The sequence below is a fragment of the Streptomyces reniochalinae genome (assembly GCF_003323735.1).
GTDB lineage: Bacteria > Actinomycetota > Actinomycetes > Streptomycetales > Streptomycetaceae > Streptomyces > Streptomyces reniochalinae.
Genome location: NZ_QOIM01000021.1, coordinates 63,334 through 84,796 on the forward strand (window position 1 = coordinate 63,334; position 21,463 = coordinate 84,796).

17 protein-coding genes, 1 tRNA gene and 1 pseudogene are annotated in these 21,463 nt (G+C 72.0%); 11 read left to right on the forward strand and 8 right to left on the reverse strand.

Annotated elements, in window-relative coordinates:
- Positions 1-76: 76 nt before the first annotated feature.
- From DQ392_RS03100 to purM, 3 genes are all read left to right on the forward strand, one after another.
- Complete coding sequence (locus tag DQ392_RS03100) at positions 77-979, forward strand: sterol carrier family protein (protein WP_114013911.1); 903 nt, start codon at positions 77-79, stop codon at positions 977-979.
- A gap of 291 nt (positions 980-1,270) precedes the next feature.
- A complete protein-coding gene (purF, locus tag DQ392_RS03105; protein ID WP_114013912.1) occupies positions 1,271-2,821 on the forward strand; it encodes an amidophosphoribosyltransferase in 1,551 nt (516 codons plus the stop codon).
- 206 nt (positions 2,822-3,027) lie between these two features.
- On the forward strand, positions 3,028-4,095 hold the full coding sequence (gene purM, locus DQ392_RS03110; RefSeq protein WP_114013913.1) for a phosphoribosylformylglycinamidine cyclo-ligase: 1,068 nt from the start codon (positions 3,028-3,030) through the stop codon (positions 4,093-4,095).
- Positions 4,096-4,173: 78 nt separating this feature from the next.
- Here purM and DQ392_RS03115 read toward each other — a convergent pair whose 3' ends face one another.
- Positions 4,174-4,431 (reverse strand): DUF3073 domain-containing protein, encoded by a 258-nt coding sequence (locus tag DQ392_RS03115; protein ID WP_114013914.1) that lies wholly within the window; start codon positions 4,429-4,431, stop codon positions 4,174-4,176.
- Between the two features lie 304 nt (positions 4,432-4,735).
- Positions 4,736-5,860, reverse strand: a complete 1,125-nt coding sequence (locus tag DQ392_RS03120) for a Leu/Phe/Val dehydrogenase (protein ID WP_114013915.1) — start codon at positions 5,858-5,860, stop codon at positions 4,736-4,738.
- Positions 5,861-6,078: 218 nt separating this feature from the next.
- Here DQ392_RS03120 and DQ392_RS03125 point away from each other — a divergent pair, with 218 nt between their 5' ends.
- Positions 6,079-6,954 carry a DUF8083 family protein gene (locus DQ392_RS03125; RefSeq protein ID WP_114013916.1) on the forward strand — a complete coding sequence of 292 codons (876 nt, stop codon included), beginning with the start codon at positions 6,079-6,081 and terminating at the stop codon, positions 6,952-6,954.
- A gap of 532 nt (positions 6,955-7,486) precedes the next feature.
- Positions 7,487-7,693, forward strand: coding sequence for a developmental transcriptional regulator BldC (bldC, locus tag DQ392_RS03130; RefSeq protein ID WP_003949541.1), 207 nt, complete (start codon positions 7,487-7,489; stop codon positions 7,691-7,693).
- A gap of 448 nt (positions 7,694-8,141) precedes the next feature.
- On the opposite strand, the gene DQ392_RS34270 is transcribed toward bldC, so the two are convergent.
- The 3 genes from DQ392_RS34270 to hrpA all read right to left on the reverse strand — a co-directional run bounded on the left by DQ392_RS34270 (position 8,142) and on the right by hrpA (position 12,727).
- Entirely contained in the window at positions 8,142-8,312 is a 171-nt protein-coding gene (locus DQ392_RS34270) for a DUF6274 family protein (RefSeq protein ID WP_181856246.1), read from the reverse strand.
- Positions 8,313-8,528: 216 nt separating this feature from the next.
- Positions 8,529-8,603 (reverse strand) — tRNA-Asp (locus DQ392_RS03140).
- A gap of 65 nt (positions 8,604-8,668) precedes the next feature.
- Positions 8,669-12,727: an ATP-dependent RNA helicase HrpA gene (gene hrpA / locus DQ392_RS03145; protein ID WP_245981157.1), complete on the reverse strand. Its 4,059-nt coding sequence runs from the start codon at positions 12,725-12,727 to the stop codon at positions 8,669-8,671.
- Positions 12,728-13,077: 350 nt separating this feature from the next.
- Between hrpA and DQ392_RS03150 the strand changes: the two genes are divergently transcribed.
- The 5 genes and pseudogenes from DQ392_RS03150 (at position 13,078) to DQ392_RS03170 (ending at position 17,584) form a co-directional block, all read left to right on the forward strand.
- Positions 13,078-13,626, forward strand: coding sequence for a hypothetical protein (locus DQ392_RS03150; RefSeq protein WP_114013918.1), 549 nt, complete (start codon positions 13,078-13,080; stop codon positions 13,624-13,626).
- A gap of 121 nt (positions 13,627-13,747) precedes the next feature.
- Positions 13,748-14,290, forward strand: a complete 543-nt coding sequence (locus tag DQ392_RS03155) for a hypothetical protein (protein ID WP_114013919.1) — start codon at positions 13,748-13,750, stop codon at positions 14,288-14,290.
- A gap of 47 nt (positions 14,291-14,337) precedes the next feature.
- The gene (locus tag DQ392_RS03160) at positions 14,338-15,189 is read left to right on the forward strand and encodes a DsbA family protein (protein ID WP_114013920.1); all 852 of its coding nucleotides are present in this window, start codon (positions 14,338-14,340) and stop codon (positions 15,187-15,189) included.
- A pseudogene (locus DQ392_RS03165) lies at positions 15,189-16,013 on the forward strand (cytochrome c biogenesis CcdA family protein); the annotation flags it as partial. The gene DQ392_RS03160 and the pseudogene DQ392_RS03165, both read left to right, overlap by 1 nt.
- A 458-nt stretch (positions 16,014-16,471) precedes the next feature.
- Positions 16,472-17,584 (forward strand): ABC transporter permease, encoded by a 1,113-nt coding sequence (locus DQ392_RS03170; RefSeq protein WP_114013921.1) that lies wholly within the window; start codon positions 16,472-16,474, stop codon positions 17,582-17,584.
- Between the two features lie 103 nt (positions 17,585-17,687).
- Here DQ392_RS03170 and DQ392_RS03175 read toward each other — a convergent pair whose 3' ends face one another.
- Both DQ392_RS03175 and DQ392_RS03180 read right to left on the reverse strand, forming a co-directional pair.
- A complete protein-coding gene (locus DQ392_RS03175; RefSeq protein ID WP_114013993.1) occupies positions 17,688-18,917 on the reverse strand; it encodes a winged helix DNA-binding domain-containing protein in 1,230 nt (409 codons plus the stop codon).
- 242 nt (positions 18,918-19,159) lie between these two features.
- The gene (locus tag DQ392_RS03180; RefSeq protein ID WP_114013922.1) at positions 19,160-19,627 is read right to left on the reverse strand and encodes a VOC family protein; all 468 of its coding nucleotides are present in this window, start codon (positions 19,625-19,627) and stop codon (positions 19,160-19,162) included.
- Positions 19,628-19,729: 102 nt separating this feature from the next.
- Here DQ392_RS03180 and DQ392_RS03185 point away from each other — a divergent pair, with 102 nt between their 5' ends.
- Entirely contained in the window at positions 19,730-20,725 is a 996-nt protein-coding gene (locus DQ392_RS03185) for a helix-turn-helix transcriptional regulator (protein ID WP_114013923.1), read from the forward strand.
- Between the two features lie 216 nt (positions 20,726-20,941).
- Here the strand turns inward: DQ392_RS03185 and DQ392_RS34750 are convergent, their stop codons facing one another.
- Positions 20,942-21,436, reverse strand: a complete 495-nt coding sequence (locus tag DQ392_RS34750) for a hypothetical protein (protein ID WP_220182586.1) — start codon at positions 21,434-21,436, stop codon at positions 20,942-20,944.
- Between the last annotated feature and the right edge of the window lie 27 nt (positions 21,437-21,463).

A 21,463-nucleotide genomic window follows, 5' to 3' on the forward strand; every position in this document is an offset into this window, starting at 1 on the left:
CGTGGGGCACCGGACAAGCCCCCTCGTCCGGAGGGGCTGCCCACGCGGCGGGGCCGGGGCGGCTAGTCTCCCGAACATGCCGCCCACCCCCTCCGGAAGAGACCGGCGTACATACGACCCGAACCGCACCCGCAGGGCCCTCATCCAGCAGGTGGAGGCCGTCACGGACGCCGCACACCGCCTGACTCCGGCTCAGCTCGTCCTCCCGTCCGGGCTGCCCGGATGGGATGTGCACCACCTCCTGGTGCACATCGCCCAGCAGATCGACGCGATCCCCCGGCAGCTGGGCAGGCCGGAGACGGACGTCTCCACCGAGCCACCGCCCGCGCGGGCGCCGCGGAGCCCACGCGCCGCGCAGACCCCACGGGCGCCGCAGAGTCCACGGGCCCCGCAGGCATCGCAGGCCCCGCAGGTGTCGCTGTCGCGGTGGGCCCTGTCCACGGCGACCCACGCCGAGCGGTTGGACGCGGTGACCCGCCAGGAGGCGGCGGTGGTCGTGGACGGTCCCGCCCGGGTGGACCAGGCCGTCGCCGATCTGGAGCCGGTCATCGAATCGGCGGTGCGGGAGGACCTGCTGGTCCCGCTGGAGGCCGGGCCGATGCGGATGCTGGATTTCACGGTGTCCCGGCTGGTCGAGCTGGTGGTGCACAGCGACGATCTGGCGCGCGCCACCGGAGTCCGCGTCGCGCTGGACCGGCAGGCGACGGCGGCCACCGTCCGGGTGCTCGCCGACGCGCTGGCCGCCAAGGCGCCGGGCGGCGCCGTCGAGGTGCGGGTGCCGCCCTTCGCCGTCGTGCAGGCGGTGGAGGGCCCCCGGCACACCCGCGGTACCCCGCCGAGCGTGGTGGAGACCGACCCGTTGTCCTGGATCCGGCTGGCGACGGGCCGGCTGGCCTGGGGCGAGGCGTTGGAGGGCGGCCGGCTGCGGGCCGGTGGCGAGCGGTCCGACCTGTCGGGGGTGCTCCCCGTACTGGGGTGACCTGCGCACGGTCGGGGCGGAGCGGGAGAAAGGGCGCAGTGGGGTATCTCACCAGCGTGCGGTCGCATCCGGGGACGGGTGCGGGGTCCCGAACGCCCGGGGAGCGGTACGGGAGGGCGCTGGAGGCGCGTGCGCGGCTACGGGAAGCGGCGCGGCGGCTACCGTACGTCTCCGTCGGGGCGGTCGGCGGCGCGTGCGAGACGGTCCGCGCCTCCGGCGTCAAGACCCCTGCCGTTCCGCGGGGCGTTCCCCGGTTCGGCGGAGTCCGGGTGCTGGCCTAGACTCGAAGACGTGCCACGTGGTGACGGAAAGCTCAGCCACGACCTCCTCCCCGGTGAGAAGGGCCCCCAGGACGCCTGCGGCGTCTTCGGTGTCTGGGCGCCCGGTGAAGAGGTCGCGAAGCTCACGTATTTCGGCCTGTACGCCCTGCAACACCGCGGTCAGGAGTCCGCGGGCATCGCGGTGAGCAACGGCTCCCAGATCCTGGTCTTCAAGGACATGGGCCTGGTCTCACAGGTCTTCGACGAAACTTCCCTAGGTTCTTTGCGCGGCCACATCGCCGTGGGTCACGCGCGCTACTCGACGACCGGCGCCTCGGTGTGGGAGAACGCCCAGCCGACCTTCCGCGCCACCGCTCACGGCTCGATCGCCCTGGGTCACAACGGCAACCTGGTCAACACCGCCCAGCTGGCGGAGCTGGTCGCCAAGCAGGCCTCGGCGGGCAACGGGCGCGCCACGCAGGTCGCGGCGACCAACGACACCGACCTGGTCACGGCCCTGTTGGCGGGCCAGACCGACGACGGGGGCAGGCCGCTGACCGTCGAGGAGGCGGCACCGCTCGTGCTGCCCCAGGTGCGGGGCGCGTTCTCGATGGTCTTCATGGACGAGAACACGCTGTACGCGGCGCGGGACCCGCAGGGGGTCAGGCCGCTGGTGCTGGGCCGGCTGGAGCGCGGCTGGGTCGTGGCGAGTGAGACCTCGGCGCTCGACATCGTCGGCGCCAGCTTCATCCGGGAGATCGAGCCGGGCGAGCTCGTCGCCATCGACGCGGACGGGCTGCGCAGTTCACGTTTTGCTGAAGCGAAGCCGCGGGGCTGTGTTTTCGAGTACGTCTACCTGGCACGCCCCGACACGGACATCGCGGGCCGCAACGTCTACCTGTCGCGCGTCGAGATGGGCCGCAAGCTGGCGGCCGAGGCCCCGGCGGACGCCGATCTGGTGATAGCGACCCCGGAGTCGGGCACGCCCGCGGCGGTCGGCTACGCCGAGGCGAGCGGGATTCCGTACGGCTCGGGGCTGGTCAAGAACTCCTACGTGGGCCGCACCTTCATCCAGCCCTCGCAGACCATCCGGCAGCTGGGTATCCGGCTCAAGCTGAACCCGCTCAAGGAGGTCATCCGCGGCAAGCGGCTGGTCGTCGTGGACGACTCGATCGTGCGCGGCAACACCCAGCGCGCGCTCGTGCGGATGCTGCGCGAGGCCGGGGCGGCCGAGGTGCACGTGCGGATCTCCTCGCCGCCGATCAAGTGGCCGTGCTTCTTCGGCATCGACTTCGCGACCAGGGCCGAGCTGATCGCCAACGGGCTGTCGACCGAGGAGATCGGCACGTCACTGGGTGCCGACTCGCTCGCCTACATCTCGATCGACGGCATGACCGACGCGACGACGATCCCCAAGCGGGAGCTGTGCCGGGCCTGTTTCGACGGGGAGTATCCGATGGAGCTTCCCGAGCCCGGGCTGCTCGGGAAGCACCTGCTGGAGGCCGAGGCGTCGGCCGACGTCGACGGGGTCGGCACGCTGGCCTCCGGCGTGGGCGCGGCGGACGCCCTCAAGCGCCCGTAGCTGTTGGGCCTCCCCCTGTCCCTCCCAGCCCTCGTCGGGGGAGGGACCACCCTCACCGTTTCTGCTCGGGGGCGCCCGGCGTCCCCGAAGCCGCTTCGCTCGTCCGCGGTCGGCTGGGGGCACCTCCCGGCCGAAGGCCGGGGAAGGGGCCGGGGGCGAACGGACCCACGCCGGCTCCCACGCACGTAAAGGACGTACACGTACCGATGACAAACACTGAAGGCGCCAGCTACGCCGACGCCGGGGTCGACATCGAGGCGGGCGACCGCGCGGTGACGCTGATGAAGGAGTGGGTCGCCAGGACCCAGCGGCCCGAGTCGGTCGGCTCGCTGGGCGGCTTCGCCGGCCTCTTCGACGCGACGCGGCTCAAGGAGTACGCCCGCCCGCTGCTGGCCTCGGCCACGGACGGGGTGGGCACCAAGGTGGCGCTGGCGCAGCGGATGGACGTGCACGACACGATCGGGCACGACCTGGTGGCGATGGTCGTGGACGACCTGGTGGTCTGCGGCGCCGAACCGCTGTTCATGACGGACTACATCTGCGTGGGCAAGGTCGTTCCCGAGCGGGTGGCGCAGATCGTGAAGGGGATCGCCGAGGGGTGCGTGCTGGCCGGCTGCTCGCTGGTGGGCGGCGAGACGGCGGAGCACCCGGGGCTGCTCGCCCCCGACGAGTACGACGTGGCGGGCGCCGGGACGGGCGTGGTGGAGGCGGACGCCGTGCTGGGCCCGGATCGTATCCGTTCGGGGGACGCGGTGGTGGCGATGGCGTCCTCGGGCCTTCACTCGAACGGGTACTCGCTGGTGCGGCACGTGGTGTTCGACCGGGCTGGCTGGACGCTGGAGCGGGAGGTGCCGGAGTTCGGCCGCACGCTCGGCGAGGAGCTGCTGGAGCCCACGAAGATCTACTCGCTGGACTGCCTGGAGCTGTCCCGGACGAGTGAGGTGCACGCGTTCTCACACGTGACGGGCGGCGGGCTGGCCAGCAACCTGGCCCGCGTGGTGCCTGGGGAGCTGCACGCGCGGGTGGACAGGGCGACGTGGGCGCCCGGGGCTGTCTTCGACGTGGTCGGCGGCGCGGGGAAGGTCGCGCGGGCCGAGCTGGAGAAGACGCTGAACATGGGCGTCGGCATGATCGCCGTCGTACCGCAGGGGTCCGTCGACGCGACGCTGGCGACGCTGGGCGGCCGCGGTGTGGACGCGTGGGTCGCCGGCGAGATCTCCGAGCGGGGTGACCGCGAGGAGGCCGTCACACTGACGGGTGACTATGCGCGCTGACGTCGGCGCGGCACGTCAGAACCCGGTCCGGCGGAAGCCGGACCGGGTCTGTACCGGTGATGAACGTCAGGCTGAACGTCAGGCGCCGCGGCGCTTCGACTGGTGGTCGGACGACTCGGGCGAGCCGTTGTCGTCCTCCTCCTGGTCGTCGTACAGATCCGCGTACCGTGCGTACGGGTCCTGCTCATCGTCTTCGAAAGGGTCGCCGTTCGGCGACTCGTTCGATGTCGATGCGCCCAGCTCCTCGGCCAGGCGCGAGAGGTCTGTCCCGCCAGTGTTGTACTTCAGCTGGCGGGCGACCTTCGTCTGCTTGGCCTTGGCCCGGCCGCGCCCCATGGCTCGACCCCCTCAACGACGGGGCTCGACGGCCCCAGAGTCTTGACACGCGTTCATGTTTCATAGCGGCCTCTCGAGGGAGAGACCGGTGCTCAGGGCTTCAACGGTACCTGCTTCCGCCGCCGTACGGTACGTCGCCCGCACGACACGGCCGCCGTCCGACGCGCCCGTTGACCGTCCTGGTGCTGGTCAGTGCTGATTTTACCTTCCTGTAGCGGAGAGACCCGCCGCGGGGTGGTGAGACCACTGTCACGGATCTCTCCGCCGCTGTTCACACGGTGCCGATGGGGCGCTTACCGAGCTGTCACAGCCCCATGCGCTGCTCGGCGAGCCGGTCGGCGGCAGCCGCCGGCGGCACGCCGTCCGCCGCCGCGCGCTCGAAGATCGACGTCGTGGTGTCGAGGATCTGCGCCGCCTTTGCCTTCGCGCGTGTGAAGTCGAAGCCGTTGAACTCGTCGGCGACCTGGATCACGCCGCCCGCGTTCACCACGTAGTCGGGGGCGTAGAGGATGCCCTGGTCGGCCAGGTCCTTCTCCACCCCGGGGTGGGCGAGCTGGTTGTTGGCGGCCCCGCAGACGATCCTGGCGGTCAGCGCCGCGACGGTCTCGTCGTCCAGCGCGCCGCCGAGGGCACAGGGCGCATACAGGTCCAGACCCTCGGTGCGCAGCAGGGTCCAGGTGTCCGCGACGGCGGTCAGAGGCGCACCGGGGTGGGCCGCCAGCACCGCGCGCACGGACTCCTCGCGCACGTCCGTGACCACGACCCGGGCGCCGTCCTGCAGCAGGTGGTCGACCAGGTGTTTGCCGACCTTGCCGACGCCGGCGACGCCGACGAGCCTGCCGCGCAGCGTGGGGGCGCCCCACAGGTGCTGGGCGCTGGCCCGCATCCCCTGGAAGACGCCGAAAGCGGTGAGGACGGAGGAGTCGCCCGCGCCCCCGTTCTCCGGGGAGCGTCCGGTGGTCCAGCGGCACTCCTGGGCCACCACGTCCATGTCCTGCACGTAGGTGCCCACGTCGCACGCCGTGACGTAGCGGCCGCCCAGTGAGGCGACGAAGCGTCCGTAGGCGCGCAGCAGCGCCTCGCTCTTGAGCTGCTCGGGGTCGCCGATGATCACGGCCTTGCCGCCGCCGTGGTCGAGCCCGGCCAGCGCGTTCTTGTAGGACATGCCGCGCGCGAGGTTGAGCGCGTCGAGCACCGCGGACTGCTCGGGATCCGCCGAGGCCGCGTAGGCGTGGAAGCGGGTGCCGCCCAGGGCGGGGCCGAGCGCGGTGGAGTGCAGCGCGATGACGGCCTTGAGGCCGCTGGGGCGGTCCTGGCAGAGCAGAACCTGCTCGTGGCCGCCCTGGTCGGAGTGGAAGAGGGTGGCGGTGACCGGGTTCCCCGCGGGGAGGCCGGCCGGAACGCTTGCAGAAGGTGATACCTCGATCACGGTAGTGACTCCTGGAATCGCGTCGTAGCCCTCGCACGGGGGCCGCTTGTGGCGGTGGGCGCCCTGCGGGGCCGGTCCGCAAGCAGCGTACGACCCCCGCGCCCCGGGCACGTTGCGGTCGCACGATCGGGGTAGTCAACTGTCTTCCAGGTTCGTCCCACAACGGATCCGGGCCGCTCACCAGGGGCGGACGGTTCGCCAGAGCTTGGAGGCAGTGCGTGGCTGAGAAAGCCCCGGTCATCGTCCCGTACGCGGCGTACCTGCGGGTCTATGAACCGCTGGCAGCCTTTCCCGAGCCGGAGCGCTCGCACTGGATCGCGTATGCGAAGGAGGAGCGCTTTCCCACCGCGCAGGACGAAATCCGCCGCGCCCTGGCCGACTTGGTGCCGGTGCCGCCCGTCGTGGTGCCGGTGCGGGAGAGCGCCGAGGCGTTCGTGACGGACGTGGACGGCGTGACCTGTGTGTGCCCCTGGCGCACCCGGCTGCGCGGCTGGCAGGCGCTCAGCGCCCTGACCCAGGCCGCGGGCAACCGCGAACTCGACCTGCCGCAGACGGTGCTGGACGCGGCGCTGCCGCCGGTCGTGCGCCGGCAGGCCGTGGCCGACTACGAACAGTGGCGGGAGGGCAACCCGGACGCCCGCCCCTGGATCCGCACCGCGCTGTGGCACGTGCCGGTGCGGTGGTTCGTTCTTTTCGTCGACGAAGAAAGGGAGTTTGCGAAGCCGGAATCGGGTCAGGAGAGCGGACAGCAGTTCGTTCTCCGCTATCGCACTCCCATGGTGGAGGCGAGGCGTCGCCTCGCCCGCGGCCTGAAGGTGCTCCGCGAAGAGCTGGAGGAGGGGCCGCTCATCGACGGACTGATCGACGTGGGCCGCTGGCTGGAGGAGTTCCATCCGCGGTCCCTCGTCGAACTGGACTACGGCGGGCTGGCCCACGCGATCCCCGAGGAGCAGCTCGCGGGAGACCACTCCGCCGCCGACGTCGCGGAGGGCCTGACCGCACTGCGCGCCGGCGACGGCGAGCGGGCGAGCGCGGCGTACGAACGGCTGACGGAGCGCTGGAGGGCGGTCCGGCAGCTCCAGTACGCGAACTGAGGCACCACCCACCCGCCGTACAGGGGGAGGGCTGTCACCGCGGGCGCTCTCCCGGCGCCGGCCGGGGCCCGCTCAGGCGGGGAGGAGTGGGACCTACGTCCCGAACCGGGTCTTTGCCTCAAGCGTGATGGATTGCACTTAAACGGGTCTTGCTCTCAGAGCTATCCCTCGTGTCAAAATAGGACAAGGAGTTCGCACGGGACTCCTTCCGCCCAACTATGGGTGGATACATCGGTATTGCGCTCCTTGGTGGGTCTGGTGACCCCTGCTCCCATTGTGACTGAATGTCATGGTGGGATGACTGTCCGCTATGGGACGGTCCATCGGCTTCCGCCGAGGTTGAACACCTGAGAGGGCAATTCCATCGGTTTGGCCGACGTGGCTGGACAGATGGTGTAGTTGTAGTGCCGAGGACAAGCCGTTCGTCCTATAACCGACTCGGCTCGCGTCCGCCATATCGGGCAACGCGGGTCAAGGTGCAGAATTTAGAGGAAAGAACCGTGATGGTTCGGTTCTCCCGAGGAGGCCGCTCATGACCGCTCGCACCCCTGATGCCGAGCCGCTGTTGACCCCGGCTGAGGTTGCCACGATGTTCCGCGTGGACCCCAAGACGGTCACGCGCTGGGCAAAGGCGGGCAAGCTCACGTCCATCCGCACGCTCGGAGGACACCGCCGCTACCGCGAGGCGGAGGTTCGCGCCCTGCTGGCGGGTATCCCGCAGCAGCGCAGCGAGGCCTGATCAGGCTTCTGACCAGGCGCGACAGCACCAAATAAGGGCATTTTTCGGGGCCCCCTCCCCGAAGCAGCGCCCATCAGCACCACCAGGCACATCAGGCCAGGCCGCTGCCCCAACAGCGCTTCGCCGTCGATCGCGCTGGACTCCGCCGGGTCCAGCGCGATCTTTTTTGTGTCACCGCACGCGCTCCCGCTGGGGGTTGATGCGCGCTGCTGAGCGGTTTTGGGACCACCTGGGCGAGCGCCGGCGAGGCCGCCCGCGAGGGCTTCCGGGGCGGCGAACCGCTCACGGGTGAGAAGACGGTGCAATTGCACATATTAAATTGAGGTCGTCTGAGGGTGCCTCATGTTCCCGACGAGTACGGTCGAGTTGAGTGACACCCGCCACATCGAGCGGGTCTTGAGATGATCGGTGCCGGTGCGATATTGCGCCAACAGGAGGGCGGGGGCCGTCACTTGCCACCGCGGTGGACCGTGCGCGGAGGTGTCAGCGCCAGGCGCAGCAGCCGGTGGCAGTGCGGGCAGTGCCGGGTCGCGTGCCGCCGGCGCCGCGCACCGGCCAGATGTGTCCGCAGGAGCGCGCGCGCCTCGCGCCGGACCGCGTCGCCGAACCCCGCAGTCATGACCGTCACCTCCATGGCTAGGAGTACCCACGGAGCAGGTGGCCGTCAACACGGATGACTCGTTCGGCTACGGACGATTCCATGGCCCCCCGGGCTCCTGACCGGGTGGCGCCACCGGGCCTCCTGGCGGGCGCGGAGCAGGAGGTGGCGGGGCGCGGGGCGCGGAGCATGAGAAAGGGCCCGGGTAACCACCGTTACCCGGGCCCTCCAGTAGTGCGGTCCTGACGGGATTTGAACCCGCGGCCTCCACCTTGACAGGGTGGCGAGCACTCCAAACTGCTCCACAGGACCTCGCGAGATGGAACTCTACAGCAGGCCGGGGCCGCGAAGCGAACTCACTCACTGCGTACAACTGCTCACGGAGCGGCGGCGTCCACCGCCTTCACGATCCGCTTGTCCGAGACGGGATAGGCGGTGCCGAGGGCGTGGGCGAAGTAGCTGACGCGCAGCTCCTCGAGCATCCAGCGGATGTCCCGCGCGGCCTGCGGCACAGGGCGCCCCGGCGGGAACTGCTCCAGCAGCCACAGGTACTCGTCCCGCATCTCGTGCACCTTGGCCATCCGGGTGCGGTCCCGTTCGACGTGGTGCGGAAGCTGCTGGAGGCGCCGGTCGGCGGCGACGAGGTAGCGCATCAGATCCGGCAGCCGCCCGGCGCCGTGCTCGGTCACGAAACCGGGTTTGACCAGGTCGGCGAGGTGCCCGCGCACGTCGGCGACCGAGTCGGCCAGCACCGGGCTGGTCGTCGCCCGCAGCCGCCCCTCGCACGAGTGCCAGGCCGCCAGCACCTCCTGCACCTGGCGGACCGTCCGCAGCGTGGCGTCGACCAGGTCGGCCCGTACGGCGTCGAACAGCTTGCGGAAGGACTCCTCGTCCCAGGCGGGGCCGCCGCGCCCGGCGACCAGCTGGTCGACGGTCGCCGCGACACAGTCCTCGAACAGGGCCTGCACGCTGCCGTGGGGGGAGCGGGAGAGCGCCAGCTTCTGCCGGTTGTCCAGCTTCGACTGCGCGAACTTCGCCGGATCGGAGGGGAGGTTGAGCAGGATGAGGCGCCTGGTGCCGCGCCACATGGCGGTCCGCTGCTCCGCCTCCGTGTCGTACAGCCGCACCCCGACCGAGGCGCCCTCGTCCGCGAGCGCCGGATACGCCTTGACAGGCTGGCCCGCGCGCCGCGTCTCGAACGTGCGCGGCAGGCTGCCGACCGTCCAACTCGTCAGCCCCGAGCGCTGGAAGGCGGGGGCCGGTGCGGCGGCTGCCGCGTCCGCGCCGGACTCCGGGCCCTCCGGCGTCCCCCCGGCGCCCTGAGCGGCCTTACGGGCCTTCTTGTGCGCCGCCCGCGCCGAGGAGTCGAACGCCTTGGAGATCGCTGTCTGCGTCTGCGCCCTGAGCTGGGTCTGGAGCCGTTCGACGTCCTTGCTCTCCGCCAGCTTGCGGCGCCGCTCGTCCGTCACCCGGAAGGTGATCTTCAGGTGGTCGGGGACCTTCGACCAGTCGAAGTCCTGGGCCGCGACCGGCACCCCGACCATTCGCTTGAGCTCCCGCGCCAGCGTGTACGTGAGCGGCTCCTGCCCCGGCACTGCCCGGCGCAGGAACTCCTTGGCGAAGTTCGGCGCGGGCACGTAGTGGCGGCGGACGGCCTTGGGCAGCGACCGGATCAGCTCGGTGACCAGGTCCTCGCGCAGCCCCGGGATCTGCCAGTCGAAACCCTCCGCGGTGACCTGGTTGAGCACCTGGAGCGGCACGTGGACGGTCACACCGTCGGCGTCCGCGCCCGGCTCGAACTGGTACGTCACCGGGAGCGCCAGGCCGCCCTGCCGCCACACGTCCGGGTAGTCGGAGGCGGAGATCTCCTCGGCGCGGTCGCTGATGAGCATCGACTTCTCGAAGTTGAGCAGGTCCGGCTCGGAGCGCCGCTTCTTCTTCCACCACGCGTCGAAGTGCGCGCCCGAGACGACGTGTTCGGGCACACGCTGGTCGTAGAAGTCGTACAGCGTCTCGTCGTCGACGAGGATGCCCCGGCGCCGCGCCCGGTGCTCCAGCTCCTCCACCTCGTCGAGCAGCTTGCGGTTGTCGTGGAAGAACTGGTGGTGGGTGCGCCAGTCGCCCTCCACCAGCGCGTTGCGCAAGAACAGGTCCCGCGAGGTCTCCGGGTCGATCCGGCCGTAGTTGACCTTCCGCTGTGCGACGACCGGCACCCCGTACAGCGTCACCCGCTCGTAGGCCACCACCGCCGCCTGCTTCTGCTCCCAGTGCGGCTCGCTGTACGTGCGCTTCACCAGGTGCTGGGCCAGCGGCTCGATCCACTCGGGGTCGATCCTCGCGTTGACCCGCGCCCACAGCCGCGACGTCTCCACCAGCTCGGCCGACATCACCCAGCGCGGCGGCTTCTTGAACAGCGCGGAACCGGGGAAGACCGCGAACTTGGCGCTGCGTGCGCCCAGATATTCGTTCTTCTCGGTGTCCTTGAGGCCGATGTGCGACAACAGGCCGGCCAGCAGCGACTGGTGCACGGCGTCCGGCGACGGCTCGCTGCCGTCCGAGCCGCCCGAGTCGCTGCGGCCGCCCGGCTCGGCCGGCCGGATCTTCATCGTTCTCGCGACCTGCCGCAGCTGACTGTAGATGTCCTGCCACTCGCGTATGCGCAGGTAGTTGAGGAACTCGGACTTGCAAAGGCGGCGGAAGGCGGACGAGGACAGCTCCCGCTGCTGCTCCCGCACATAGCGCCACAGGTTCAGATACGCGAGGAAGTCGCTCGTCTCGTCCTTGAAGCGGGCGTGCTGCTGGTCGGCCTGCTGCTGCTTGTCGGCGGGGCGTTCGCGCGGGTCCTGGATGGAGAGCGCCGCCGCGATCACCATGACCTCGTGCGCACAGCCGTTCCGGTCGGCCTCCAGCACCATGCGGGCCAGCCGCGGGTCGACGGGCAGCTGGGCGAGGCTGCGGCCCGTCGACGTCAGCTTCCGCACCTGCGACTGCTGTGTCTGCTGCGCTTGCTGTGTCTGCTGCGTCGTCTGGCGGGCCTCCAGCGCGCCCAGCTCCTCCAGCAGCTGCACGCCCGCCTTGATGGAGCGGTGGTCCGGAGGGTCGATGAAGGGGAACCTCTCGATGTCCCCGAGCCCGGCGGCCGTCATCTGGAGAATGACCGAGGCCAGGTTGGTGCGCAGGATCTCCGGATCGGTGAACTCCGGCCGCGAGACGAAGTCCTCCTCCGAGTACAGCCGGATGCAGATGCCCTCGGACGTACGGCCCGAACGCCCCTTGCGCTGGTTGGCGCTCGCCTGGCTGACCGGCTCGATCGGCAGCCGCTGCACCTTCGTACGGTGGCTGTAGCGCGAGATGCGGGCGGTCCCCGGGTCGATGACGTACTTGATGCCGGGCACCGTCAGCGACGTCTCCGCCACGTTGGTGGCCAGCACCACGCGGCGGCCGGAGTGCGTCTGGAAGACCCGGTGCTGCTCCTGGTGCGACAACCGCGCGTACAGCGGCAGGATCTCCACGTCGGCGCGGCCCGGCTGATGGCCCTGGGCCCGTCTGAACTTCTTCTCCAGCGCGTCCGCCGTGTCGCGGATCTCCCGCTCCCCCGACAGGAACACCAGGATGTCGCCAGGGCCCTCGGCGTGCAGCTCGTCCACCGCGTCCGAGATCGCGGTGACCTGGTCGCGGTCCGGGGCCTCGGAATCCTCCTCCAGAAGCGGCCGGTAACGCACCTCCACCGGATACGTACGGCCGCTGACCTCCACGATCGGCGCGTCCCCGAAGTGCCGGGAAAACCGCTCGGGATCGATCGTCGCCGACGTGATGACGACCTTCAGATCGGGCCGCTTGGGCAGCAGCTGCGCCAGGTACCCCAGCAGGAAGTCGATGTTGAGCGAGCGCTCGTGCGCCTCGTCGATGATGATCGTGTCGTACTGGCGCAGCTCGCGGTCCTGCTGGATCTCCGCCAGCAGGATGCCGTCCGTCATCAGCTTGACCAGCGTGTGGTCCCTCACCTGGTCGGTGAAGCGCACCTTCCAGCCGACGGCCTCGCCCAGCTGCGACCCCAGCTCCTCGGCCACCCGCTCGGCGACCGTACGCGCCGCGATCCGGCGCGGCTGCGTATGACCGATCACCCCGTGGATGCCGCGGCCCAGCTCCATGCAGATCTTCGGGATCTGCGTCGTCTTGCCCGAGCCCGTCTCGCCCGCCACGATCACCACCTGGTGGTCGCGGACGGCCTCGAGGATCGCGTCCTTCTTCTGGCTGACCGGCAGCTGCTCGGGATAGGTGATGCGCGGGACCGCCTCGCGGCGGGCGGCCACCCGCAGCTCGGAGGCGTCCATCGCGGCGGAGATCTCCGCGAGGACGGCCGCGCGGGCCTCCCCCTTGCGGATCTTCCGGGCACCCGCCAGCCGGCGGGCCAGCCGGTGCTGGTCGCCGAGCATGAGAGCGGGGAGGCGAGCCGTCAGCGCGTCCGGCGTCGCCGCCTGCTGCGGTGCTGCTGGCCGCGACGCCGCCGGCCGGCGTGCCGTCTGCTGCGGTGCCGCCTGCTGCCGTGCCGCCGGCTCGTGCGGGGAGGGAGTGGGAGTCGACATACCGTGCTCCAGGATCTCACCCCCAGGGACGGTATGGCGAACAGTTTGCCCGCGGCACGGGCGCGGGGACGGCGGGTAGCGGCGCGCGGGCCCCGGCAGGCGCCGCGCGCCGGTGACGCACCGCGCCGGTGACGCACCGCGCCGGTGACGCACCGGGCCGGTACGGACCCGCGGGGGAGCGGCACCGTTAGGGTGGCGGCATGAGCGGTGGCGGGCAGACAGCACGGGCGCGGCGGGTCGCCGCCGTGCTCGGCGGCCCACTGCTCGTGCTGATGGCCGGACTGCTGCTCGGACTGTGCGGGCCCGCCTCCGCGTCGACCGGTGCGGCGCCCACGCCGGCTTCGGCGTCGTCCTCGACCCCCTCGACCCCCTCGACCCCGATCCCGGGCTCGACCGCATCCGCCGTTCCGGCTCCGCCTTCGGCCCCGGCTTCCGCTTCCGTTGTGACGCCGCGCTCCGGGCCGGTCTCCTACGACCACGACCCCCCGCGCCGCGCCGCGGGTCCCGACGAGCACCTCGTCGCGGACGACGCGGGCTCCTCGCGCTGCCACAAGTCGCGGGGCGAGGGCGGCGGGCTTCCGGCCGCGCCCTCGGCGGCCGCGCAACAGACGCTTCCGCTCGCGCTCCCCGTCTGCCCCACCCCCGAGTCGCACGCCGCCATCGGGGCGGCGCACGAGCGGCCCCCCGTGCGCGGTCCCGCTCCCGCACCACCTCCCACCCCCGTCGAACTCTCCGTCCTGCGCGTGTAGAGGCGCCGGCCGACGCCGAGCGCCCGTACCCGGACACCTCCGCGAGGAGCGCTCCGTCGGCCCGCACGCGCCCCTGTGCCACTCCATGTGTCACTCCGCGTAACCGACAGGAGACGTTTCGATGGTTCCGCTCGCTCTGCGCGCGGCCGCGTCCTGGCCCGCGCGACGCTGGGGTGTGGCGGCCGCCGCCGCCGCGCTGACCGCGCTCGCCGTGGGAGTGCCCACGGCCGTCATCCCGACCCCGCTGTTCGGCCGCGCCGTCGCCACGCCGTGGTGGGCCTGGCCGACGCTGGCGCTGACCGCCCTGCTCGCGGGGCTGCTGCTGGCGACGTACGTCCGCGCGGCGGACCCGGCGGACGACGACGACCGGCCCACCACGGCCTCGACCTCCGCAAACACCACAGCGGGGTCCTCCGCTGTGGAGGACCCCGACCGGCGGTCCTCCACCCGCCTCGGCACGGTCGGCGGGGCGCTGAGCTTCTTCGCCGTCGGCTGCCCCGTCTGCAACAAGCTGGTGCTGCTCGCGCTCGGGACCTCCGGCGCGCTCACCGTCTGGCAGCCGCTGCAACCGGTGCTGGCCCTCGCGTCGTTGACGCTGCTCGCCGTGGCGACGGTACGGCGGCTGGCGGGCGAGACCGCCTGCCCGGTCGCGCCCGCCGCCTGAGCGCCCCCCTTCCGCCCCTTCCTCAGCCTCCCCTCCAGGAGATCCGTATGCCTTCCCCGAAGCCCCCGTCCAAGCCCGCCCCCAAGCCCTCCGCCAAGTCCTCCTCCTCGGGCTCTTCGGCCCCCTCCGCCGCCCGTTCCCGCAAGGGCGTCGTCATCGGCGCCCTGGTCGCCGTCGCCGCGCTGCTGGCCGGGTGGCTGTCGCAGTACGTGACCGGCGACGGACCCGCGGGATCGGGCGGGGGCGGCTCCGAGAAGAGCAGCGCCGCCGTCGACAAAGGCAGGACCGACAACACGGCCGCCGGAGACCCCGCACTGATGAAGCTCGCGCGCCGGGACGCCGACGACCCCTTCGCACGCGGCGACGCCGACGCCCCCGTCGTGATGATCGAGTACGCCGACTTCGGCTGCTCGTTCTGCGGGAAGTTCGCCCGCGACACCGAGCCGAAGCTGGTGGACAGGTACGTCGAGAAGGGGCTGCTGCGCATCGAGTGGCGCAACTTCCCCGTCTTCGGCAAGGGCTCCGAACGGGCCGCCCTCGCGAGCTACGCGGCGGGCGAGCAGGGCCGGTTCTGGCAGTTCTACGACGCCGTCTACGCCGACAAGGGCAACGAGAAGAACGACTTCACCGACGCGCACCTGCACGAGATCGCCGAGCAGGCGGGCGTCGAGGACCTCGACCGCTTCGACCGCGACCGCGCCGGCGAGGCCGCCGAGAAGCTGCTCGACAAGGACCGCACCGAGGCGTACTCGCTCGGCGCGAGCGCCACCCCCGCCTTCCTCGTCAACGGACAGCCCATCGCGGGCGCCCAGCCCGACGAGGTGTTCACCGACGCCATCGAGCGCGCCGCGGCCGCGGCGAAGAAGGACGGCGCGGGCAAGGAGGCGGAGCGGGACTGATGGACGTCGGATACCTGGCCGCCTTCCTCGGCGGCCTCCTCGCCCTGCTCAGCCCGTGCAGCGCCCTGCTGCTGCCCGCTTTCTTCGCCTACTCGATCGACTCGAAGGGCAGGCTGCTCGCCCGCACCGGCATCTTCTACCTGGGCCTCGCCACCACGCTGGTGCCACTGGGCGCCGCGGGCTCGTACGCGGGACGGCTCTTCTACGGCCACCGCGACCTGCTGGTCTCGACGGGCGGCTGGCTGATCATCGCGCTCGGCGTCGCCCAGCTCGTGGGGCTCGGATTCGCCCCGCGCCGCCTCGCGGAAGCCTCGGGCCGCATCCGGCCCACCACCGCGCTGTCCGTCTACGCCCTCGGCGCGGTCTACGGCCTGGCCGGATTCTGCGCCGGGCCGATCCTCGGCAGCGTGCTGACGGTCGCCGCCGTGAGCGGCAACCCCGTCTACGGCGGGATGCTGCTGGCGGTGTACGCGCTGGGCATGGCCGTCCCCCTGTTCCTCCTCGCGCTGCTGTGGGACCGCTTCGAGTTGGGGCGGCGGCGGTGGCTGCGCGGGCGGGAGATCGCCCTCGGCGGCCGGTTCCGCCTGCACACCACCTCGCTGCTCTCCGGCCTCTTCTTCATCCTGCTGGGCGTCCTCTTCCTCGCCTTCGACGGGGCGGCCGGGCTCCCCGGGCTGACCGACGTGGACGGCGCGTTCGCGGCGGAGAACTGGGCCCGGCGAGTGGGTGACGCGGTGCCGGACGCGGTGCTGCTCGCCGTGCTGGCCGCGGGGGCGTGCGCCGCCGCGCTCGTCGGCGTCCTGCGCGGACGCCGACAGAACCGGGATCGCGGGACCCCGGCCCCTGACCCGACCACGGCTTCGGCCCGGTCCCCGGCCCAAGCCCCGGATCCGAAGCCCGGGCCGGGGTCCGCCCCGGGGCCGGCTTCGGGGTCCGCCCCGGAGCCGGGTTCTGGCCCAGGCTCGGGGTCGGCTTCGGGGTGCGGTTCCGGTCCCGGCGTGGGTCCTCCGGACGCGTCCGCCGACGCGGACGTGACCCCGGACACCCGCGCGGGCACCTGACCCCGGACTCCGCCCCCCAGGTGCTCGTCCCTCGGTGCGTCGAACCCGGCCGGGACGGACGGCGGTCGTCCGGTGCGTCGCATCCGGCCGGGGCGGCGGTCGTCCGGGCGTCGTAACTCGGCCGGAGCGGGGGTCGTCCGGGCGTCGTGACTCGGCCGGAGCGGGGGTCGCCGCGGATTGTCTGCCTCTTATGCGGCGTATGTCCGCATAGTCTGACAGGTATGAGCGAGGAACCCGAGTGGTCCGAGCACCGCGCGGACCCGACACCGCCGTCCCCTGCCCACGGCCGGCACGGCACCCGGCGCGGCCCCTGGGACCTGTGGCAGGACTTCAAGGACTCGCCGTTCCTCCCGGCGACCGTCCTGGTGCTGATCCTCGCCGCGGGCGCGGGCCTCTTCGCCGGTTCGTACACGTACGCGATGGCGAACCCCACTCCGCACGATGTGCCGGTCGCCGTCGTCGGCAAAGCGGAAAGCGCGAAGGACCGCAGTGCGTTCGCCGCCGGAATGGAGAAGGCGCTCGGCTCCTCGCTGGAGCTGCGGCACTTCCGTACGCAGCAGAACGCGCGCCACGCCATCGAGGCGCAGAAGGTGTTCGCGGTCATGCGGGTGGAGCGGCCCGAGGGGGTGGAGCTGGACGTCTCCAGTGCGTCGGGAGCCTCCGTCGCACAGCTGTTCCAGCAGGCGGGGCCGAAGGTCGGCAAGAAGATCGGCGTCCCCGTTCAGGTGCGTGACCTCAAGCCGCTGAACAAGGGCGACCCGCGCGGCCTGGCGATCTTCTACATCTCGCTGGCCGCCGTGATCATCGGCTTCGTCGGCGCCATCCAGCTCAGCGTCCACGCCCGCCGCCTCAACCCTCCCGAACGCATCGCCTACACCGTCGCCTACGCCCTCCTGGGCGGCTTCGTCATCGCCGCCGTCGTCGACTGGGGGCTCGGCGCGCTCGCGCTCCCCTTCGTCCACTCGTGGCTGATCCTGGCCCTGACGATGTTCACCAGCGGCATGGTCTTCACCATGTTCAACACCCTCATCGGCCGCTGGGCCATGCTGCCCACCTGGGGCGTGATGGTGCTGCTGGGCAACCCCTCGTCGGGCGGTGCCGTCTCCTGGCCGCTGCTGCCCTCCGTGCTCGGCGAGATCGGCCGCTGGCTCCCGCCCGGCGCCTCCGTGAACGCCCAGCACACGGCCGTCTACTTCCCCGACCACCAGCTGCTCCAGCCGTACCTGGTGCTCGCCGTCTGGGCCCTGGTCTCCTGCGCCGTCTTCTGGACTTGGCGCCACCGCCACCCCGGCGGCCGCGACCGCACCGCGGCCCACGCCGCCGCCCCGGGCTGAACCGGCTGGACAAGCGACCTTCCGACTCGCGGGCCGGGGGTGACTCGGCGGGGGCTCGCCGGTGCCGCCGGACCCCGAGTCGACAGCGGGGCGCGGGGCGCGCTCACGATCGGGGCGGTGGGAGCGGCAGTGCGGGCGCGGGCGCGTCCTGGCCCGCGCTTCGCTCCGCGGCAGGACGACCGCGCATGGCCGGCGACCGGTAGCCGGTGGGGCTGCGGGCACCGTCGAGCCAGGCGGTGAGGAGGCCGGCCTGGGCGTCCAGCGAGGCACGCTGTCCGCCGGAGACCGGCTCGAGCAGGTGCACCCGCACGCTCGCGTCGGAGTCCTGGACCCAGCAGCCGACGACCCGTCCACCGGCCCACGCGGTCGTCCCGGCGTTGCCCCGCCCGTCGAAGAGGGCCCGGTGGTGGGGGCCGAGGTAGAAGCCGCGGTGCTTCCAGCCCATGACGGTGGGGTCCAGGGGCGGCAGAAGCGCGGTCCACGGTCCGGGGGCGGGCACGACGTCGAGGTCGTCGGGGAGCAGCCACCCGGGGGCCGGGCCGTCCAGCGACACTTCGACGGCCCCGAGCTCGGCAAGGGCGGCGCGGACGGTCTTCTTGGTGGCACCCAGCCACCACACGATGTCCTCCTCGGTTCCTGGGCCGAAGGCGTGGAGCCAGCGTCGGACGAGTTCGCGGTAGCCGTCAGCGGCCTCCATGGCGGGGACGGGGCCCCCGAGCCAGCGAGAGGGCAGGGTCCACAGCGGACGTGCCGTCGGGAAGCGTCCCGTGCACGGGCCGCGCACGATCACGCCCTGAGCCCCCAGGAGGGTGAGGACGCGCGGCGCGGACCACTGCTCGCCGGACGTGCCGGGGACGACCGTGTCGATGTGTGCCACTGCCTTGCGCAGCTGCGACGCGGACAGGGCTCCAAAGCTTCGCTCGAGCGCTGCTTCGACGTCGTCCCGTGCCTTCGCGAGCCAGGCCGCCCCGTCGGTGGCGAGGCCGGCGCGCTCGACGTCCCGGATCATCCGGGTGCGCTCGATGGCAGCAGTGCGCGCCGCGGCACTGGACATGACGGCGGGGATCAGATCGCGGGGGAAGGTGAAAAGGGTGCGGCGCATCGCCAGCTGTTTGACGAGCGAGCGGTCGTCGTAGAGCGCCCGGTCGATGGCGGCGGGCGTGGTGCTCTCCGTGCGTGCCCACGCGGACAGGTGGACCGAGGGGGCGTCGGTGGCGTGCAGGGCGACCACCGCGCGGGCGGCGTCTTCGGGCCTCTGGGCCCGGGTTTCCGGGGCGAGCGCGTGCCGGATCGCCAGGCGCGCGCGTCGCTCACTGTCGGGAACGTGGCGCACGGTCTTCTCCTTCGCTGCGGACACGGGTGCCGGCGCGCCGGCGCTCCGCGGGGCGGGCGCCCTGGCACGGGGCCCGCCCGTCGGGCGGCGACGGGAGGCCGCCCGGGCCCGGGCCCGGGCCAGGACCGGGGCACAGGCCCCGGCCCCGGGCACAGGACCCGGGCTCGGACTCAGAAGTCGGGCTCGGGCCGGGACCCGGGCGCGGGCTCCGACGCCGGCCCGCGCCACGACGGTGAGGCGGCTTACCGCGCCTGGTGGGCGGCGGCGACGTCCAGGGTCCAGGTGACGCCGAAGCGGTCGGTGAGCATGCCGAAGCCCGCGCTCCAGGCCGAGGCGGCCAGGGGCTCGACGATCGAGGAGCCGGCGGACAGCTTCTCCCAGTACGCCTCGACCTCCTCGAACGTCTCCCCGCGCACCGAGACGAAGAACGGCTGGGTGGTGACCGTGGTGCCGTTCTCCCGGCGGGTCGAGCCCGGCTCGCCGGCCGGGCCGCTGAAGGGGCCGGGGATGTCATAGGCCATGACGCGGAACCCCTCGGCGGTCTCGACCTGGCCGAAGACCACTCCGTCAGCGCCCGGGAGGTCCTTGTCCATGCCGAGGTCGCCGTACGTGGCGAGGGTGACCTCTCCGCCGAAAACGCTCCGGTAGAACTCCAGGGCCTCGCGGGCCTCGCCGCGGAAGTTGAGGTGGGGGGTCGTCTGGATGCTCACAACTACTCCTTGTGCACACGGTGTTCGGGCTTGCCCCGACACCGCAGACCCTCGCAGCCGTAGAGGTCAGGTCCTGTCCTGGACCCGGGTTACCGTCGAAAAATGGCGACCACCACTTCCCGGCTGCTCGGTCTGCTCTCGCTGCTGCAAGCCAGGCGCGACTGGCCGGGCACCGTGCTGGCCGAACGGCTGGACGTCAGCCACCGCACGGTGCGGCGGGACATCGACCGGCTGCGCGAGATGGGCTACCGCATCCGGACGACCATGGGCCCGGGCGGCGGCTACCGGCTCGACGCCGGCACGGAAGCGCCCCCTCTGCTGTTCGACGACGAGCAGGTGATCGCCCTCACCGTCGCTCTGCAAGCGGCCGCCGTGACCGGAGCGGGTGTCGAGGACGCTGCCCTGCGGGCACTGACCACCGTCCGCCAGGTCATGCCCGCCCGCCTGCGTCACCGTGCCGACCAGCTGGCCTTCACCGCCGTCCCCCGCCCCGGCGACGGGCCCGCCGCCCCCGTCTCCCCCGATGTGCTCGTCACCCTCTCCGCCGCCGTCCGCGCCCGCGAGGTGCTCCGCTTCGACTACGCCTCCGACCGGCCGGACGGCGACCGGTCCGGGCCACCGCGTCGCGTAGAACCCCACCACCTGGTGACGTCCCACGGCCGCTGGTACCTGGTGGCGTGGGACCTCGGGCACGACGACTGGCGCCTCTTCCGCGCCGACCGCATCTCCCCGCGCACCCCGACCGGGCCCCGCTTCGCGCCACGGGAGATCCCGGGCGGCAGCGCCGAGGACTACGTCTCGGCACGCTTCAAAGGGTCCGACTCCGGCCGGGGCGACGCCTGGCCCTGCATGGGCACCGTCATCCTGGAGCTGCCCGCGGGCGCCGTCCTCCCGTTCGCCGGCGACGCCCTCGTGGACGACCTCGGCCCCCACCGATGCCGCTACACCGCCGGATCGTGGTCCTGGATCGCTCTGGCCGCCTCTCTCAACCGCTTCGACGCCGCCGTCACGGTCGTCGGCCCACCGCAACTCACCGAAGCGTTCGCCGCACTCGCGGCCCGCAACGCGGCGACGGCAACCGGCACACCGCCCTCGTGACCGACACGGGAAAGGGCCCCGTCGAAGGTCTTCGACGGGGCCCTTTCGCCCTGTTCAGGGCCGCGGTGGCTGGGGCCGGGGTCGAACCGGCGACCTTCCGCTTTTCAGGCCGGGGGTGGGGTGGGTGGGGGTGCTGGGGGCGGGCCGCTGGGGGTGGGTGCTGTGCGGGGGTGTGCACTGGTGTTGGCGTACGGGTTGGCGTACTTCACCCCTACCTCAGTACTGAGTGCCGTGTGTGCACAAGTCGCGCTGCTCGTACCCTCCAGGCACTCCGACGGCCACCGCTTTCCAGAAGGCGACAGAGTCGCTGAGGTGACCACCGAGCGTGTGCCACGACACGTCGGGATACTCGGCTCGCAGCGCGGCCAGCCCAGCTCTCGCGAGACCGCAGCCCTGATACTCCGGGTCGGTATGTGGTTCTTCAACCCAGGCGACTCTGCACCGGCGGCATACCTGGTAATCGACGCCGAACACGTTCTCACCGTGCAGGTTCGCGGCACGTTCCCGCCACCCGTGGCGGGTAGGCGAAATCGTGTCTTGCCAAGGCGTGTTCAACTGCGGTGCATCAGGCCAGCCCCGGCTCTGACCGAGGCGCCCTCCACTGAGGCGACGCAGCATCTTGCGCAACGGTTCGCGCTTGTAGGCACGCCCTAACTCGGGGGTCTGTTTTGCGAGGCGTTGCGCTGCCTCGCGATCGTCATCCATTCCCATGACGGGCATCGTGCCCATCGAGTCTCA

Bases quoted from the DNA above. Each gene is read 5' to 3' on its own strand.
- DQ392_RS03155 (WP_114013919.1), top strand. From the start codon at position 13,748: ATGGTTCCGCTCGCTCTGCGCGCGGCCGCGTCCTGGCCCGCGCGACGC.
- DQ392_RS03160 (WP_114013920.1), top strand. From the start codon at position 14,338: ATGCCTTCCCCGAAGCCCCCGTCCAAGCCCGCCCCCAAGCCCTCCGCC.
- purM (WP_114013913.1), top strand. From the start codon at position 3,028: ATGACAAACACTGAAGGCGCCAGCTACGCCGACGCCGGGGTCGACATC.
- DQ392_RS03185 (WP_114013923.1), top strand. From the start codon at position 19,730: ATGGCGACCACCACTTCCCGGCTGCTCGGTCTGCTCTCGCTGCTGCAA.
- hrpA (WP_245981157.1), bottom strand. From the start codon at position 12,727: ATGCTCGGCGACCAGCACCGGCTGGCCCGCCGGCTGGCGGGTGCCCGG.
- DQ392_RS03100 (WP_114013911.1), top strand. From the start codon at position 77: ATGCCGCCCACCCCCTCCGGAAGAGACCGGCGTACATACGACCCGAAC.
- DQ392_RS03170 (WP_114013921.1), top strand. From the start codon at position 16,472: ATGAGCGAGGAACCCGAGTGGTCCGAGCACCGCGCGGACCCGACACCG.
- DQ392_RS34270 (WP_181856246.1), bottom strand. From the start codon at position 8,312: ATGACTGCGGGGTTCGGCGACGCGGTCCGGCGCGAGGCGCGCGCGCTC.
- DQ392_RS03150 (WP_114013918.1), top strand. From the start codon at position 13,078: ATGAGCGGTGGCGGGCAGACAGCACGGGCGCGGCGGGTCGCCGCCGTG.
- DQ392_RS34750 (WP_220182586.1), bottom strand. From the start codon at position 21,436: ATGGGAATGGATGACGATCGCGAGGCAGCGCAACGCCTCGCAAAACAG.
- bldC (WP_003949541.1), top strand. From the start codon at position 7,487: ATGACCGCTCGCACCCCTGATGCCGAGCCGCTGTTGACCCCGGCTGAG.
- DQ392_RS03115 (WP_114013914.1), bottom strand. From the start codon at position 4,431: ATGGGGCGCGGCCGGGCCAAGGCCAAGCAGACGAAGGTCGCCCGCCAG.